The 17,261-nt window shown below is 69.7% G+C and carries 12 protein-coding genes; 1 reads left to right on the plus strand and 11 read right to left on the minus strand.

The window, feature by feature from the left end; all coding sequences use genetic code 11:
- Positions 1-64: 64 nt before the first annotated feature.
- Positions 65-2,266: a DNA helicase II gene (gene uvrD / locus HEP74_RS20985; RefSeq protein WP_185814506.1), complete on the minus strand. Its 2,202-nt coding sequence runs from the start codon at positions 2,264-2,266 to the stop codon at positions 65-67.
- Positions 2,267-2,596: 330 nt separating this feature from the next.
- Here uvrD and HEP74_RS20990 point away from each other — a divergent pair, with 330 nt between their 5' ends.
- Positions 2,597-4,588: a PEP/pyruvate-binding domain-containing protein gene (locus tag HEP74_RS20990; protein ID WP_185814507.1), complete on the plus strand. Its 1,992-nt coding sequence runs from the start codon at positions 2,597-2,599 to the stop codon at positions 4,586-4,588.
- 168 nt (positions 4,589-4,756) lie between these two features.
- Here the strand turns inward: HEP74_RS20990 and HEP74_RS20995 are convergent, their stop codons facing one another.
- From HEP74_RS20995 to HEP74_RS21040, 10 genes are all read right to left on the minus strand, one after another.
- A complete protein-coding gene (locus tag HEP74_RS20995) occupies positions 4,757-5,122 on the minus strand; it encodes a DUF6713 family protein (RefSeq protein ID WP_185814508.1) in 366 nt (121 codons plus the stop codon).
- Positions 5,123-5,331: 209 nt separating this feature from the next.
- The gene (locus tag HEP74_RS21000; RefSeq protein WP_185814509.1) at positions 5,332-6,765 is read right to left on the minus strand and encodes an FAD/NAD(P)-binding protein; all 1,434 of its coding nucleotides are present in this window, start codon (positions 6,763-6,765) and stop codon (positions 5,332-5,334) included.
- A 115-nt stretch (positions 6,766-6,880) separates the two neighbouring features.
- On the minus strand, positions 6,881-8,299 hold the full coding sequence (gene cls / locus HEP74_RS21005) for a cardiolipin synthase (RefSeq protein WP_185814510.1): 1,419 nt from the start codon (positions 8,297-8,299) through the stop codon (positions 6,881-6,883).
- A gap of 218 nt (positions 8,300-8,517) precedes the next feature.
- A complete protein-coding gene (gene rpmG, locus HEP74_RS21010) occupies positions 8,518-8,685 on the minus strand; it encodes a 50S ribosomal protein L33 (RefSeq protein ID WP_170874102.1) in 168 nt (55 codons plus the stop codon).
- A gap of 10 nt (positions 8,686-8,695) precedes the next feature.
- Positions 8,696-8,932 (minus strand): 50S ribosomal protein L28, encoded by a 237-nt coding sequence (rpmB, locus tag HEP74_RS21015; protein ID WP_003467012.1) that lies wholly within the window; start codon positions 8,930-8,932, stop codon positions 8,696-8,698.
- A 257-nt stretch (positions 8,933-9,189) separates the two neighbouring features.
- Positions 9,190-10,458 carry a type II toxin-antitoxin system HipA family toxin gene (locus tag HEP74_RS21020; protein ID WP_185814511.1) on the minus strand — a complete coding sequence of 423 codons (1,269 nt, stop codon included), beginning with the start codon at positions 10,456-10,458 and terminating at the stop codon, positions 9,190-9,192.
- Position 10,459: 1 nt separating this feature from the next.
- The gene (locus HEP74_RS21025) at positions 10,460-10,753 is read right to left on the minus strand and encodes a helix-turn-helix transcriptional regulator (RefSeq protein ID WP_221893144.1); all 294 of its coding nucleotides are present in this window, start codon (positions 10,751-10,753) and stop codon (positions 10,460-10,462) included.
- 182 nt (positions 10,754-10,935) lie between these two features.
- Complete coding sequence (locus HEP74_RS21030) at positions 10,936-14,142, minus strand: efflux RND transporter permease subunit (RefSeq protein ID WP_185814513.1); 3,207 nt, start codon at positions 14,140-14,142, stop codon at positions 10,936-10,938.
- Positions 14,143-14,294: 152 nt separating this feature from the next.
- Entirely contained in the window at positions 14,295-15,566 is a 1,272-nt protein-coding gene (locus HEP74_RS21035; RefSeq protein WP_185814514.1) for an efflux RND transporter periplasmic adaptor subunit, read from the minus strand.
- Positions 15,567-15,967: 401 nt separating this feature from the next.
- On the minus strand, positions 15,968-17,239 hold the full coding sequence (locus HEP74_RS21040) for a TolC family protein (protein WP_185814515.1): 1,272 nt from the start codon (positions 17,237-17,239) through the stop codon (positions 15,968-15,970).
- Positions 17,240-17,261: the final 22 nt, after the last annotated feature.

The following is a 17,261-nucleotide window of genomic DNA, read 5'->3' on the forward strand; positions in this document are numbered from 1 at the left end:
GGCCTGGGGCCTGTCGACGCGATCGGGACTCGGCAAAGTGGCCCATCCCGATCGCGCTAACGGCCTAGATCACCGTCAGATTCGCGTACGCCATCACCAGCCACTTCGCGCCGACCTCGTCGAACTGCACCTGCACCCGCGCGTGCGCGCCATTGCCTTCGTAGTCGATGACCACGCCGCCGCCGAACTTGGGGTGCTGCACGTTGGCGCCGAGCCGGATCGCCGGCGCTTCGATGGCGCTGTGGCCGAGGTTGCGCGGCGCGCCCAGCGAGGCATTGCGCGACACCTGCACCTTCGGCCGCACTTCGTGCAGCAGCTCGCGCGGGATTTCGCGCAGGAAGCGCGAAGGCACGTTGTAGTTGTCCTGGCCGTGGATGCGCCGCGACTCGGCGTAGCTGAGCACCAGCTTGTGCCGGGCGCGGGTGATGCCGACGTAGGCCAGGCGCCGCTCTTCTTCCAGGCGCCCGCTCTCTTCCAGCGAACGCGCGCTGGGGAACAGGCCATCTTCCATGCCGACCAGGAACACCAGCGGGAATTCCAGGCCCTTGGCCGAATGCAGCGTCATCAACTGCACGCCCTCCTCGCCGGCCTGGGCCTGGCCTTCGCCGGCCTCCAGCGAGGCATAGGCCAGGAACGCGACCAGTTCGGTCATCGCCTGGCGGCCTTCGTCGGCGTCCTCGTCGTTGTCGGCACGCACGAAGCGCGAGGCGACCGAGACCAGTTCGTCGAGGTTGTCGGTGCGCGATTCCGAATCCAGCCCGCCGCGGCTTTCCTTGCTCCAGTGCTCGCGCAGCGCCGAGCGCGCCAGCACCTGGTCGATCTGCTCCGGCAACGGCAGGCCGGCCACTTCGGCGGAGAGCTGCTCGATCAGCCCCAGGAACTGCGCCAGCGCGTTGCGCGCCCGCGCGGCCAGGTCGCCGCCCTGCTGCGCGGCCTGTTGCGCGGCGGCCCACAGCGACAGCGACTGCGCGCGCGCCAGGCGCCGCACTTCGTCCAGGGTGCGGTCGCCGATGCCGCGCGTGGGCGTGTTCACCGCGCGCTCGAACGCCGCGTCGTCGGCGCGGTTGGCGACCATGCGCAGGTAGGCCAGGGTGTCCTTGATTTCGGCGCGCTCGAAGAAGCGCATGCCGCCGTAGACGCGGTACGGCACCTGCTCGGCGATCAGCGATTCTTCGAACGCGCGCGACTGCGCGTTGCTGCGGTAGAGCACCGCCGCCTCGCTGTAGCTGCCGCCGTCGCGCACCCATTGGCGCACGCGCTCGACCACGTAGCGCGCCTCGTCGATCTCGTTGTAGGCCGCGTACAGGTCGATCGGGTCGCCATCGCCCGAATCGGTCCACAGCTGCTTGCCGATGCGGTCCGGGTTGTGCGCGATCACCGCGTTGGCGGCGTTAAGGATGTTGGCGCTGGAGCGGTAGTTCTGCTCCAGGCGGATGGTCTGCGCGTTCGGGAAATCCTTCAGGAAGCGCTGCACGTTCTCGACCTTGGCGCCGCGCCAGCCGTAGATTGCCTGGTCGTCGTCGCCGACCACGAACACGCGTCCGGTATCGCCGGCGAGCACGCGCACGAACGCATACTGGATCGCGTTGGTGTCCTGGAACTCGTCGACCAGGATCTCGCTGAAGCGGCTGCGGTAATGCGCCAGCAATGCCGGGTTGTCGCGCAGCAGCTCGTGGGCGCGCAGCAGCAGCTCGGCGAAATCGACCAGGCCCGCGCGGTCGCAACGCTCCTGGTACAGCGCGTAGGCGCTGCGCAAGGTGGTGGTCCACTCGTCGCGCGGCTCGGGCTGGATGTGCTGCGCACGCCGGCCCTCGTCCTTCTGCTGGTTGATCCACCACACGATCTGCTTGGGCGGGAACTTGCCCTCGTCCAGTTCCAGCTGCTGCACGACACGCTTGACCAGGCGCAGCTGGTCGTCCGAATCCAGCACCTGGAAGCTTTCCGGCAGCTTGGCGTCGGGCCAGTGCAGGCGCAGCAGGCGATGCGCCAGGCCGTGGAAGGTGCCGATCCACATGCCGCGGCTGCCGTTGCGCAGTTGCAGGTCGGTGCGGTGGCGCATCTCGCCAGCCGCTTTGTTGGTGAAGGTGACCGCAAAGATGCCGTGCACCGGCACGCCGTGGACTTCGTTGAGCCAGGCGATGCGGTGGGTGAGCACGCGCGTCTTGCCGGACCCGGCGCCGGCCAGGACCAGGTAATGGCCGGACGGGGCGGAGACGGCCTCGCGCTGGGCGGGGTTCAGATCATCGAGAAAATGGGAGACATCCACCCGGGTATTTTACCGGTTGCGGCGGCGCATCGGCTGCGACCGGGCAACCGGATCGCGAAAAAGCGGCCGCGGCGGCGCGTTTACCCCGCTGCGAACAGCCGGCCGGCGGCGATCGTCACGCACGCGCGCAGCGTCGGCCACGGCAAGACGGACAGGCCGCCGCCGCCTGGCTGTCGTCGATCAGGCGCTGCAGGCGGCCATCGTCGACGCCTGCGCGCCAGGAACCGAGCATGCGGCCGATCCCCATGCGGCGCTTGCGGCAGCGCCTTCGGCGTCCAAAGCCGACGGGACTGGCTTAAGATCCGCACTCCCAATTCCCGCATCGGCATCATGGACCGATCCCGTACGCACTTTGCCTGGCGCCAGCGCCTGTTCGCATCGGCCGCCACGCTCGCGCTGCTGGTGGGGTGTACCGCGCCTGCGATGGCGCAGACCGCGCGCAAACCGTCGCCCTACGAATACCGCCAGAGCAGCGGCACCTCCCCGCTGCAGCCGACGCAGGGGCCGGATTATCTGTCGCGCATCGACAGCCGCGCGCAGTTCATGCAGCTCGCCCGGGTCTACAACGCCGGGACCGCGCTGGAGATGCCGCATCTGATCTTCGTGATCGACCGGCAGAACGCCGCGCGCATCTACTACATCAATACGCCCCGGCATGCGCTGCACGAGCAGTTCGTGCAGCAGCAGCGGCTGGTGCGCGTCATGGACAAGGCGACGCGCAACGCGCAGTACCGCGACCCGCAGCGGCGCTTCCTGTTCGGCACCATCAGCTGGCAGCGGGACCTGCCCGGCTACACCTACGAGTTCTGGGAGGGCGACCAGCTCACCGCGCCCTTGCTGCGGCAGACCGACGACGTGGTCCATGCCTCGTTCCACGACCCGATCCGCTTCAAGACCAACTCCACCCAGCACGAGCAGCTGGCCAGTTCCATGGGGCTGGCCTACGTCAGCCAGGAGGCGCTGCTGCGCGAGCAGCGGTTCCTGCCGTTGAACACGGGCCGCGCCGAGGGGCGGCTGCGCATCGTGCGCTCCGAGGAACAGCTGCGCACGCTGTCGCCGCGCGATATCCCCGTCCTGGACGAGGTGCCGATCGCCTTGGCGCCGGTCGCGGGCCTGGTGACGCAGCGCCCGTCCACCCTGCTGTCCCACGTCAACCTGCTGGCCAAGGGCTGGGGCATTCCCAATGTCTATGTGCGCGATGCGCAGACCGCCCTGCGCCAGTACGACGGCCGTTGGGTGGCGCTGGAGGTCACCCATAACGACTACCGGGTGACGCCACTGACGCGCCCGCCAAGGACGCCATCGCCCGCGGCCGCCCGTCCGGCGGCGCGCAACCTGCCGCGCCCGGACCTGACGGTGGTCGCGCTCAAGCCCCTGGCCGCCTTGCGTGCGCGCGACAGCGGCCACTGCGGCGTCAAGGCCGCCAACCTCGGCACGCTGAAGGCGGCGCTGCCGCCGGCCGCGCGCGTGCCGGACGGCTTCTGCATCCCGTTCTCGCACTACCAGGCGGCGATGCAGCGACTGCGGATTCCGCAGCGCCTGCAGGACCTGCAGCGTCGCCCGGGTTTCGCTACCGACGCGAACGTCCGTCGCGAGGCGCTGGCGGCGCTGCGTGCCGAGATCGCCGACGCCGCGCCCGATCCCGCTTTCGTTCGCGTGCTGGACGCGCAATGGCGCGATCAACTCCAGGGCGGTCCGGTGTTCGTGCGCAGTTCGTCCAACTCCGAGGATCTGCCGGGCTTCAGCGGCGCCGGCCTGTACACCACCGTGCCCAATGTGACCCGCGCCGAAGCCTTGGCCAAGGCCGTGCAGACGGTGTGGGCCTCGGTCTACAACTTCGAGGCGTACGAGGCGCGCACGGCGGCAGGGTTGCGCCAGGATGCGGTGGCCATGGCGGTGCTGGTGCAGCTGGCCGCGCCCTCGGATAGTTCGGGGGTGATGATCACCCGCGATCCGTTCGATGCCGCCCGCCGCCACATCACCTACATCTCGGCCAAGCGCGGACTCGGCATCCGCGTGGTGGAGGGCAAGCGCCAGGCCGAACAGGTGATGTATTCGACCTGGTCCAAGGCGGTGCAGGTGCTGAGCCGATCGGCCGAAGACACGCAGCTCGTGGCCAACGCCGCTGGCGGCGTGCGCGAAGTGCCCATCACCGGCTCGCGCCAGGTGCTGACCGACGCGCTGATCGCGCGGCTGGCCAGGGTCGGCGCCTCCACCAAGCAGGCGCTGGGCGGCGCGGACCAGGACATCGAATGGGCCGTGGTCGGCGACGAGGTGGTGATTTTGCAGTCGCGGCCGTATGTGGACAGAAGCGCGCCATGACGCGCTATTGCCGTGCCGCCTTTCATATCGCTGCCTGAAGCCTGCGCCGCGGGGGCCGTCTTCGTCGCATCGCGTCGACTTCGCTGTGCGGGACCATGTGCTGCGTTCGTCTGCCCATGTCCGCTTGTTACCGGAAGCGGACATCCTGCGGTGGCCGAGGAGGCGCGTTCACTGGACCGGGCGAGGGCGTAGCGCTGTCACCAGCAGCGCCGTGCCGAACGCCAGGCAAGCCAGAATGGCGAGCACCGAGAGCGGGAGGCTGAAGTCCTTGCGGCCCGATAGCGCAAAGCCAGCGTGCAGGATGAAGGTGGTCACCCCCACGCCACCACAACCGAGCGCCCATGCTCGTGCATGGCGACCGCGCAGCAGGACGCTTCGATAACCGTAGAGAAGCGCACCGACCGCAACGCCGTTGAATGCCAGGAATCCCTGGATGCCCCCGGGAACGGCGAACATCTTCCATTCCTGCCAGAAGGCGGCGTCGATCTGATGCAGGGTCAGCGAAAGCGCTGTCGCGAAGTAAAGACGTTCCATGCCATGGCTTCCTGATTTTCCGAACGATCCTAGCGCGCCGTCTTGTGCGTGCGGCGGAAGTGGAACGCGCCACTGCAAAGGCATTCCTGCTCCCGGGTGGGCCGGCGGTAGCGCCTAGTATCGACCGATCGCGGAGGTTCGAACGCGCGACCGTTGAAAACCGGCCAGCGCGCACTGCGCAGGCGCCATGATGGCAGCCAGGCACGCCTTCAGTTCGTGTCGGCGCTCGCCGGCCGCACTTCGCCCAGCAACGCCTGCGCCTGCTGCTGCGCCTGCACGCGCAACTCCGGGATCGCCAGGCTTTCCCACAGGCTGCCGATGCGCAGGCTGCCGAGCACGCGGATGTTCGGGTCGGCATGGCCGTCGGCGTCGAGCAGCGCCCCGTCGGGCGCGGTGGCCACGCCGATGCCGTGCGGGCCGGGCGCGGCGTGGCCGCAGCCCAGCAGTTGGTGCAGCAGCGGATTGCGCATGGTCTGCGCGCGCAGCTCCACGCCGGTGGCATTGATCAGGTAGTGCGCGTCCAGTTGCAGCGCCAGCCCGTCGGGACCGACCGCGTTGACCTGCACGCAGGCGCCGACCGGGAACACCGTGTCCAATCGCGCGCGATGCACGCGCAGCTGGCCGACCCGGCGCATCGCCTGCAGTTGCGCGAACACCGGCGCGGCGATGCGGTGCCGGTGCGCGTCCCAGTAGCGCACGGCATGGCGCAGGAAACGCCGCTGTTCGGTGGCCGACAGCGACTGCCACAGCGCCTGGCCCAGTGGCCGCAGCCGCTCCATCACGCTCTGCCACGGCAGGCCGCGCGCCTGTGCCGCAGCCGCATGCCGGCGCAGCGCGCGCAGGCGCTGGCGCAACGGCAGCGCCAGCAACGGTTGTGGGTCGAAGTCGGCCGCGGCGTGGCCGGCATGCTCGGCATGCGGCAGCGGCAGGACCGCGTGCCGCGAGATCACGTGGACCGGGCCGCGGTGCGCATTGGCGAGCAGGGTCAGCACGCTGTCGGCCATGCTCAGCCCGGCGCCGACGATGCACACCGTGGATTCGCGCGGGATCGCGCGCAGCTGCTCGTAGTTCCAGGCATCCACCCGCACGTGCGCGGGCAGGCTGGCCGCGCCGCGCGCCGGCAGCGGACGCAGGCTGTTGCCCAGCGCCAGCACCGTCGCCTGCGCGCGCAGCGTCGCGCCATCCTGCAGTTGCAGCGCCTGGCCATGCGCATCCCTGTCCAGCGCCAGCACCCGCTGCTGCCGCCACTGCAGCTGCGCCGGACTCGCCGCGTGCGCCTGCGCCAGCCGCGCGCGCAGGTAATCGGCGTAATGGCGGCGCTGCACATAGGCCTGCGCCAGCGCATCGCGCTGCAGTGCCGGATACAGCGCCTGCTGCTGCAGCCAGTCGAGGAAGTCGTCGGGCAGTTCGGCGAAGGCGCTCATGCGCCCGGCCGGCACGTTCAGCAGGTGCTCCGCGCACGGCGTCGCATAGGCCACGCCCTGCGCCAGCGCCGCCTGCGGTTCGATCAGCTGCAGCCGCAGCGCCTGCGTGGCCTGCCGCAGCAGGTGCAGCGCCACCAAGGTGCCGGCCGCGCCGCCGCCGACGATGGCGATATCGCAGTCGCAGTCGCCATCGGAGGCGGTGGGCAGGAGGTCGCTCATGCCGGCGATTGTAAGGGATGCCCTCGCCGGCTCCGCCCGCGGCTAAGAACCATCGCTCATGTCGGCGCGAGCATCGCGCATGGCGGCGACATCATGCTGTCATGTACGTGCGCACTCACATCAACGCATCGGCCAGGCGGGCGATGCCTTCGCGGCTGCGGCGCCAGGTGGGCCGCTTGCGCCAGTCCTGCAGCGACAGCGCGCGCGCATCGGCCAGGTAGTCGGCCTCCACCGCGCGCAGCCGCTGCACCACCTCGGCGCAATAGCACAGCACGCCGATCTCGGCATTCAGCGCGAAGGAGCGGATGTCCAGGTTGATCGAGCCGACCAGGGCGATGCCCTCGTCCACGCTCAGGTGCTTGGCATGCAGGAAACACGGCCGGTACAGCGCGATCTTGACCCCGCTGCGCAGCAGTTCGTCGTAGTACGCCTCCTGCGCCCAGGCGGTGAGCCGCTGGTTGCTGCTCTCCGACAGGATCAGCTGCACGTCCACCCCGGACAGCGCGGCGATGCGCAGCGCGCTGAGCGTGGCCTCGTCGGGCACGAAGTACGGCGTCACCATCACGATCCGCCGCCGCGCCAGATGGATCAGCGCATTGACCGCATCGCGCGCGTTCTCGAACGGATACGCCGGGCCGCTGGGCAGCAGTTGCGTGGCGGTGTCGGCACCGTGCACCCCAGTGCCATCGGCCACGCGCAGGCGCTGCCCGGTCTCGATGAACCAGTCGCTGGCGAACACCGCCTCCAGGTGCCCGACCACCGGCCCCTGCAGGCGCACCACCAGTTCGCGGTTGGGATGGCCGCGCACGAATTCGGCCGCGGCCAGGTTCTGCGAACCGGTGTAGCCGACGCGGTTGTCGATGACCGCGATTTTGCGATGGTTGCGCAGGTCCATGCGCCCGCTGCGGCGCCAGCGCAAACCGCCCGGCAGCAGCGCCTGCACCTCGACGCCGGCCGCGCGCAGGCGCTTGCGGTAGCGGCGCAGCCCGCGCTTGCCGCCGCGCGCATCGAGCAGCAGGCGGCAACGCACGCCGCGCGCGGCGGCTCGCAACAACGCCGCCACGACCGTGTCGCCGACCGTATCGTCGAACATCAGGTAGTACAGCAGATGCACGCGCTCCACCGCCGCGTCGATGTCGTCGATCAGCGCCTGCAGCGAGTCCGCATAGCGATCGAGCAATTCCACCGTATTGCCGTGGGTGGGCATGAAATCGCCCTGGCGCTCGATCAGCGGCACCACTTCGGCGATCGCGGTGTCGGCGGGCGGGGTCCAGCGCAGCGCGGTCAACGGCACCTGCTGCTCGCGGATCACCTGCGAAGCCTGCGCCTGGCGCTGGATGCGCTCGCGCGACAGCCACGGATGGCCCAGCAGCAGGTACAGCGGCAGGCCAAGCACCGGCACGAACCCGACCAGCAGCAGCCAGCTGCGCGCCGCGCCGGGCGTGGTGCGCGCGGGAATCCACAGCAACGCCACCAGCCGGATCAGCCAATCCAGCGCCAGCAACCAGGTGCCTTCCAACCAGAACGGCAGCATCGCGACCCTTCGCAAGCCAAGTCGCCCGATTCTGCGGGCTGCGGCGGCAAACGCAACCGTTGCGTGCAGCGCCGCGGCTGGCGGCGCGCGCCGGGCGTCCGCCTCGCACAGCGGCGACGGCCCCGCAGTCAGAACAAAATGTGCAGGCCCAGACGCACAAAACCCGCCTTGCGGCGGGTTCCGTGTCGACCTCGAAAGGCGATCCAGCGATCAGTCGATCACTTGATCTTGCCTTCCTTGTACATCACGTGCTTACGCACGACCGGGTCGTACTTCATCATTTCCATCTTCCCCGGAGTGTTCTTCTTGTTCTTGTCCGTGGTGTAGAAGTGGCCGGTGGCGGCCGAGGAAATCATACGGATCTTGTCACGCTTGCCTGCCATGATTGTTTACTCCTCAGACCTTTTCGCCGCGCGCGCGCAGCTCTTTCAGAACGGCATCGATCCCGTTCTTGTCGATGGTGCGCAACGCATGCGCGGAAACACGGAGCTTGATCCAGCGGTTCTCGCTGGCGACCCAGAAGCGGCGCTCGTGCAGGTTGGGCAGGAAGCGACGACGGGTTCTGTTGTTGGCGTGGGAGACGTTGTTACCCGTCTGCACACGCTTGCCGGACACTTGGCATACGCGGGACATTACGCACCTCGATAGAAAGTTTGAGTCGCCCATAGCCTGGGAGACGGCGGCCCCGGCAGCCTTGTGGGCCACCACGCGACGTGGGAAATCAAGCAGTTACGCTGGGAGAGGCCGGCCGGAGATCGCGCATCCGGCCGCCGTTCCGACCGGAGCCGGGCACAGCGAGCCGCGCATTATGCATGCCTTTCCCTTGTGTCGCAAGCACTTACCGCCACCGGGAAGTGCCGCCGCGCCGTTGCGAGTGAAGTCGGGCCTGCTCAGGCGAGATGGCGCTCGACCTCGCGCATGCCGATATCGGATGCACGCCTGAAGGCCGTTGCCACGGCATCACAGTCGCGCATCGGAACTCCCAGTTCTTCGAAGACCTCTCGCCACGTCCGGGTCGCCGCTACGATCCCGCCGATCAGTTGCGCAGCGCGCGCGGGGAACAGGCCGAATGCTCCGCAACCATGCAGCGCATTGTCCAAGGTGGCGCGCCTACCTCGCGGACCGACACCCAGGTGCAGGTTGCGCTCGGTTCCCGCCTGCCCCTTGGGAACCACATCGTAGAGCGGACTCAGATTCCAGGCGCCGTCCTCGTGGACAAAGGCATGGTTGCGAAGGTGGTCGTCGTCATTGGTGACAAGGATGTTGAACACCATGCGCGAGAACAGCTCTTCGCGCTGGGTCGCAACGCTGCCTTCTGCCGCAAACCCTTCGATCGCGCTGACGATAGCCCCGTAGCTGGATGCCGGGGACTGATGCTCATCCAGGCCGAGCATCGTCAGCGCGCTGACCACATGCTTCCGACTCATCCCGCGCTCCACCGGCTCCCGGTCGAAGCGCTCGATCAGCATGATCTGTCGACCATCGACCAGGGTGACGAGTTCGGTGCGGGGTACGGTAAGACCCGCACGACGTGCCAGCTCCAGGGTGGCTCGCTCGACTGCCGGTACGTTGAAACGGTCCCTGACCGACGGGAACTTGGCGATCCACTCCCGGCCCGCATGGGCGATCGGGGCCTTGGGCCGCGCCCCGCCCAGCGAAGGAGCGCCTTCGAAGTAGAACTGCAGATGCGCCGGCACAGGTAGGCCTTCCTCGACCCGCCCAGCCGCGTCCACCAGGTGCTGCAGGTCGAGTACCCGTGGCAACGCGCCAGCGGCCGGCCCGCTCTCCAGTTCTTCGCGAACATCCAGCGCCCCTACGCGGTTTGAACCCGCCAGCAACAGATACGTGGATTCCGGCAACCCGTTCGCCGGCACGCCCAGGCGGTTCTCGATCACCCGGCGACCCCAGTCGTCCGGGGTGGCATCCCGAAGCGCGCCGAACATGGCCAGACCGTTCGCCGGAACCTGCTCTCCCGCTGCATCGGCAAGGGGCAGCGATACCGGATCGACTGCCACCGCGCTCGGGTCGCGCCGGTCCAGATAACGCCGGCCGTAGGCGAACCTGGACGCGCGCAACTCGGTGCCGTCTTCCAGCAACGTCAGGCGACCGGCAGGAACCGCATCGACTTCATCGGGCAAGTGAATGAAGACCACAGGCATGTCAGAAGTCCAGGTCCTGGCTGGACGTACGGATGGGCCGCTTGGTCTTGGTGCTGTCCATGATTGCCTTGGAGGCTGGATCGTCCAACTGGTTCAGTTTGTGCAGTAGCCCAACCCGCTCCAGCACAGCCAACCAAGCGCCAAGGGAGGCCCCCAGGGCCCCCTTCTCGATACGGTTCATCGTGGGTGCGCTGATGCGTGCCCGCTCAGCCAGCCCGGCCTGGGACCACCCACGGGCCATCCGCGCCTGTTTCACCAGCATCGCCAGGTGCTTGGCGGTGTTCACAGCGCTCATGGTGGCGAACTCGTCTTCGTTCCGGCGCATAATTAACATAGATGTTAGTAATTGCAGGCAACCATATCATTTAAGAAATTTAGATGCCAATGATCGCTCGCATGAGGCCCAACATAGATGTTATCAATCGGACGGATTAATAAAATTTAAGAAATCGCATCGCTCCCGACATTGATGGACCGTCATAACGGGTGGCCTGCATGCACAGCGGACGCCGCTGCTGCAGCGTCGCGCCGGTGCAGCCAGCGGTACAGCACCGGCAACACCAGCAGGGTCAGCAGCGTGGAGGAGACGATGCCGCCGATCACCACGGTGGCCAGCGGCCGCTGCACCTCCGCGCCGGCACCGACGTTGAACGCCATCGGCACGAAGCCCAGCGCCGCCACCAGAGCAGTCATCAGCACCGGCCGCAACCGCGCCAGCGCGCCCTCGCGCAGCGCCTGCGCCAGCGGCAGGCCGTCCTCGCGCAGCTTGCGCACGAAGGCGATCATCACCAGCCCGTTCAACACCGCCACCCCGGACAGCGCGATGAAGCCGACCCCGGCCGAGATCGACAGCGGAATGCCGCGCAGCGCCAGCGCGACCACACCGCCGGTCAGTGCCAACGGCACGCCGCTGAACACGATCGCCGCATCGCGCAGCGAACCGAACGACCAGTACAGCAGCGCGAAGATCAGCAGCAGCGTGGCCGGCACCACCCAGGCCAGGCGCTGCCCGGCCGAGATCAGTTGCTCGAAGGTGCCGCCGTAGCCGATCCAGTAGCCGCTGGGCAGCTCCACGTCGGCCTGCACGCGGCGCTGCAGTTCGGCGACGAAACCGCCGAGGTCGCGGTCGCGCACGTTGGCGGTGACCACGATGCGGCGCTTGCCGTCCTCGCGGTTGATCTGGTTCGGCCCCAGCAGCGTCTGCACCTTGGCCACTTCGCGCAGCGGCACGGTGATCGGCGCGCCGCTGCGCCAGCCGGGTGCGCGGCTGGATTCGTCGGCGTCGCCGCGCTCGCCGTCGCCGCTGAGCGGGATCGGCAGATCGGCCAGTGCCGCCGGATCCTGGCGCAACGCTTCGGGCAGGCGCACCACGATGGCGAAGCGGCGGTCGCCCTCGAACAGCTGTCCGGCGTCCTGCCCGCCCACCGCGGCCGCCACCGTGTCCTGCACCACGCCGGGATTGAGTCCGTAGCCGGCGAGCGCGATGCGGTCCGGCACCACGGTCAGCATCGGCAGGCCGGTGGCCTGCTCGAGCTTGACGTCGGCCGCGCCGGGCACGGTCCTGGCCACCTCCTCGATGCGCCGGCCGACCTCCACCAGCGTGTCCAGATCGTCGCCGTAGAGCTTGATCGCCACGTCCGCGCGCACGCCGGAGATCAGCTCGTTCATGCGCATCTGGATCGGCTGGGTGAACTCGTAGTTGTTGCCGGGCAGTTGCTGCACCGCCGCCTCGATCTCGGCCAGCAACTGCGCCTTGGGCTTGCGCGGATCGGGCCATTGCGCGCGCGGTTTCATGATCAGGAAGGTGTCGGCCACCGACGGCGGCATCGGGTCGGTGGCGACCTCGGCGGTGCCGAGCTTGCCGAACACGTGCGCCACTTCCGGGAACCGCTTGATCCGCCGCTCCAGCGTGGACTGCATGGCGATCGCCTGTTCCAGGCTGGTGCCCGGGATACGCATCGCATGCAGGGCGATGTCGCCTTCGTCGAGGTTGGGAATGAACTCGGTGCCCAAGCGCGTGGCCAGCACGCCGCACAGCAGCACCAGCGCCAGCGCGCCAGCGCCGATCCAGCGCGCGTGGCGCAGCGCGCCGTCCAGCAGCGGCGCATACGCCTGCCGCGCCCAGCGCATCGCGCGGTTCTCGTGCTCGGCGACCTTGCCGCCCAGGGTCAGCGCAATCGCCGCCGGCACGAAGCTCAGCGACAGCAGCATCGCCCCGGTCAGCGCCAGCACCACGGTGATCGCCATCGGGTGGAACATCTTGCCCTCGATGCCGGTCAGCGCGAACACCGGCAGGTACACCGCGGCGATGATGCCTACGCCGAACAGGCTGGGGCGGATCACCTCGGCGGTGGCCAGCGCGGTCAGCTCGAAACGTTCTGCGGCGCTGAGCACCCGGCCCAGGCGCTGCTGCGCCTGGCCGAAGCGGCTCAGGCAGTTCTCCACGATGATCACCGCGCCATCGACGATCAGGCCGAAATCCAGCGCGCCCAAGCTCATCAGGTTGCCGGACACGCCGCCGCGGACCATGCCGGTGAGGGTGAACAGCATCGCCAGCGGGATCACCGCCGCGGTGATCAGCGCGGCGCGGAAATTGCCCAGCAGCAGGAACAGCACCGCGATCACCAGCAGCGCGCCTTCGACCAGGTTCCTGGCCACGGTGGCGATGGTGCGGTCGACCAGCGCGGTGCGGTCGTACACCGGCACCGCCTGCACGCCCGGCGGCAGGCTGCGGTTGGCCTGTTCGAGCCGCGCCGCCGAGGCCTGCGCCACCGCGCGGCTGTTGGCGCCGACCAGCATGAACACCGTGCCCAGCACCACCTCGCTGCCGTCCTGGGTGGCGGCGCCGGTGCGCAGCTCCGGCCCTTCGCCGACCTGGGCCACGTCGCGCACCCGGATCGGCACGCCTTCGCGCCGGTCCAGCACGATCGCGCCGATCTCGGCGATGCCGCTGACCTGCCCCGGCACCCGCACCAGGAACTGCTGGCCGTTGCGCTCGATGTAGCCGGCGCCGACGTTGCGGTTGTTGGCCTCGACCGCACGCGCCACATCGTCCAGGGTGAAGCCGAGCGCGACCAGCCGCGCCGGATCCGGGGTGATGTGGATCTGCCGCGCATAGCCGCCGATGGTGTTGACCTCGGTCACGCCGGGCACGTTGCGCAGCTGCGGCCGCACCACCCAGTCCTGCAACGTGCGCAGGTCGGTGGCGGTCCACGCCGTGCCGTCGGGCTTGCGCGCGTTCGGCTTGGCCTCGACCGTGTACATGAAGATCTCGCCCAGGCCGGTGGCGATCGGCCCCAGCTGCGGCTCCAGTTCCGGCGGCAATTGCGACTTCACCTGCTGCAGGCGCTCGGCCACCTGCTGTCGCGCGAAGTACAGGTCGGTGCCGTCGGCGAAAACCACGGTGACCTGCGACAGCCCGTAGCGCGACAGCGAGCGCGTGGATTCCAGCCCCGGCAAGCCGGCCAGCACCGTCTCCAGCGGGAAGGTGACGCGCTGCTCGGCCTCCAGCGGCGAATAGCCGGGCGCGGCGGTGTTGACCTGCACCTGCACGTTGGTGATGTCCGGCGTGGCGTCGATCGGCAGGCGCGAGAAACTCCACGCGCCGATCGCGACCAGCACCCCGGTCAGCGCCAGCATCAACCAGCGCTGCGCGATGGCGAAACGGATCAGGCTAGCGAGCATGGCGGCGGCCTCCGTGCGCGGCGCGCGACACGCCGCTCTTCCCCTGTAGGAGCGGCTTCAGCCGCGACCGATCTGCCAACATGCCGCTTACGTTTGGACTTCTGTCGCGGCTGAAGCTGCTCCTACAGTGGGGCCGGGGCGCGGTGCGCAGCTCAATGATCATGCGATGCCCCCGACTTCTCGATGTCCGCCTTGACCAGGTAACTCTGCTCCACCACCACCTGGTCGCCGGCCTTCAGCCCGGACAGCACCTGCACCTGGCGCGCATCGCGCGCGCCGAGTTGCAGCGGTCGCACTTCGTAGGTGTCGCCCACGCGCACGAACGCCACGTCCCAGTCGCGAAAGGTCTGCAAGGCGGTCACCGGCACCACCAGGTCGGCCGGCTGCTGCGCCACCGTGACCCGCGCCTTCACCGCCGAGCCCGGCCGCCACAAACCGTCTTCGTTGCGCAGCACCGCGCGCGCCACCGTGCTCTGGCTGGCGGTGGCGGTGCCCGGCAGCACGCGTTCCAGCGTGGTCTGCGCGACCGTGCCGTCGCTGATCCGGGTCACCGTCACCGGCGCGCCGGCGGCGATGTGGCCGGCGTCGGCGCCGAAGATGTGCAGGTCCACCCACAGCGTGGACAGATCGGCGATCTCGAACAGCGCCTGGCCCTCGGCGGCGCTGCTGCCGACGCTGGCAGTGCGCGCCAGCACGGTGCCGGCGATCGGCGCGCTGATCGTGTAGGTGGTCAGGCTCAGGTTGCTTTCCACCGTGGCCAGCGTCTGCCCGGCGCGCACGCGGTCGCCGACGTTGGCGCGCAGGCTGCGCACCGGGCCGGGGAAGCGCGCGGTGGCCTGCGCCTGGGCGCCTTCGGCCGGGGTCAGCAGGCCTTGCACCTCGTGCTCGTCGGCGATGCTGCCGGGGCCAACCGGGGCGGCACGGATGCCCGCATCGGCGGCGATCTTCGCCGCGATCTCGGTACGGCCTTCGTAGCTGGGATAGGTCCAGCGCAGCGCCTTGCCCTGCACCGTGGCGCGCACTTCCACGTCGAAGGAATGCGGCTCGCTGACCACGCTGTCGGCCAGCAGGCCGCCGTCGTCGCGCGCGCGCAGGCGGTGGGTCTCGGCCACGCCGCCCAGCCGCGTGAGCCGCACCTCGACGCTGCCGGCGCCGGGCGGCAACGGCTTGCCGTCGCGGTACAGCCAGGCCTGGTAGGTCGGCGGCGTGCCGTCCTCGGCGATCGCCAGTTCGACCGCGGCGCCATCCTGCTCGAGCAGGCGGCCGCCATGCGCGCCCTTGCGCGCTTCCTCGGCATGGGCTTCGCCGGCTGCGCCATGCGCGTCGGCTTCGTCGTGGTTGGCGTCGTCGCCGGCGCCGGCGCAACCGCCAAGCAGCAGTCCAAGCAGCAGCGGCGCGATCAGCGCAGCGGATTCGAATTTCATCGTAGGGCGTCCTGAAAGACGCCGGCGGCGGGCGCCAGGCGTCGGGAGAAGGTGGTCGGAAGCGATGGCCTTTGCCGGCGCCGCGTGGCGCGGCTCGCGCGGCGGCATCGCAGGCGGCGGATCCTTGCGATCGGCACTGGCGATCGGCGTACCCGCAAAGCGGCTGGAATAGGCCGGCGCTATGCACAGCGCCAGCGCTGCATGTCGCATGAGGCGCTGGCGCAGCGTACGCCGTAGTGCAGCTACCGCGAAGATGGTCGCGCCGGTCAGCAACCGGTGGTACGAGGCAGGCGCGACGCTGCCGACGGCCTGCCGCGCGTACCACGGCAATGCAGATGCGTGCGCCGGTGCGGCGGCGGCAGACGCCAGCGCGTTGCGGATGCGCAACAGCAACGAACGGCTCATCGCGCCACCTGCGCCGCGGGCGCGAGTACGAATGGCTGCCCGCTCAGACGCTGGATCTCGATCAGCGCGGTCTGCGCCTCGATCGCGGCGGCGAGCTGCTGCCGCCGCGCATCGCCATGCTGCGCCTGCAACTGCGCCCACTCCAGATAGCTGATCGCACCGCCGCGATAGGCGCGCTCGGCGGCGGCCTCGGCGCGGGCCAGTTTCGGCAGCACGTCCTCGCGCATGCGCGCCACTTCCAGTTGCGCGGCGCGGTAGCGGCCGTGCGCGTCGGCGAGCGTGGAGTACAGCGCCAGCGCCTGCGCTTCGCGCTCCACGCCGAGCAGCTCGCGCTCGGCCTCGGCGGCGCGGATTTCCGGCTGCGCGCGCGCGGCGCTGCCCAACGGCAGCGAGATCCCGGCGACCAGCGCGGTGGCGTCGCCGTCCTGCAGCCGGCGCACGCCGAACTGCCAGTCCAGGTCGGGCCGCGCCTGGCTGCGTGCCAGGTGTAACCGCGCCTCGCGCACGCGCGCCTCGCCGGCGAAGCGCGCCAGTTCCGGGGTGGCATCGAGCAGCGTGGCCAGCACGTCGAAGTCCGGTATTGCCGGCAACGCCAGCGGATCGCCGGTCACCTGCGCGAAGCCGGGATCGCGTTCGCCCCACAGCACCGCCAGGTGGCGGCGCGCAGCGGCGTGCTCCTGCTGCGCGCGGTCGCGGTCCAGTTCCGCACGCGCCTGCAGCGCCTGCGCTGTCAGCAGCACCGATTCGGGCGAGGCGCCGGCCTGCAGACGCTGCCGCGCGGCGGCGACGGTGCGCTGGCGCTGCGCCAGGTCGGCGGCGGCGATGGCCTGGCGCTGCGCAGCGGCGGCGATCGCCAGGTAGCGGCGCGCGACCTCGGCGAGCAGGTCCAGCCGCGCCAGTTCGCGCTGCGGCGCCAGCGCGTCGATGCGCGCCTGGGCCAGGGTGCGGCGCGCGTCGAGCTTGCCGCCGCGTTCGAGCACGCCGGCCAGGGTGACGGTCAGTTCGGCCTGGTCCAGGCCGCGCGCCGCGCCGCTGCCGAAGGCGTTTTCCAGTTCGGCGCCCAGCCGCAGCGGCGGACGCAGCGCCTCGCGCTCGGCCTCGGCGGCGAGCACGCGGCGCTGGCCGTCGGCCAGGCGCAGATCGGGATGGGTCTGGGCGACGCGGGCGAAGGCGTCGTCCAGGGTGAGCACAGCATCGGGCGGCACGGCCTGCGCCCACGCGCAGGGCGCGACCGCGAAGGCGGCAACAGCCGCCAGTCGCAACCACATGGGACTTCTCCGGATTCGGGGA

Source organism: Xanthomonas sp. SS (genome assembly GCF_014236835.1).
GTDB lineage: Bacteria > Pseudomonadota > Gammaproteobacteria > Xanthomonadales > Xanthomonadaceae > Xanthomonas_A.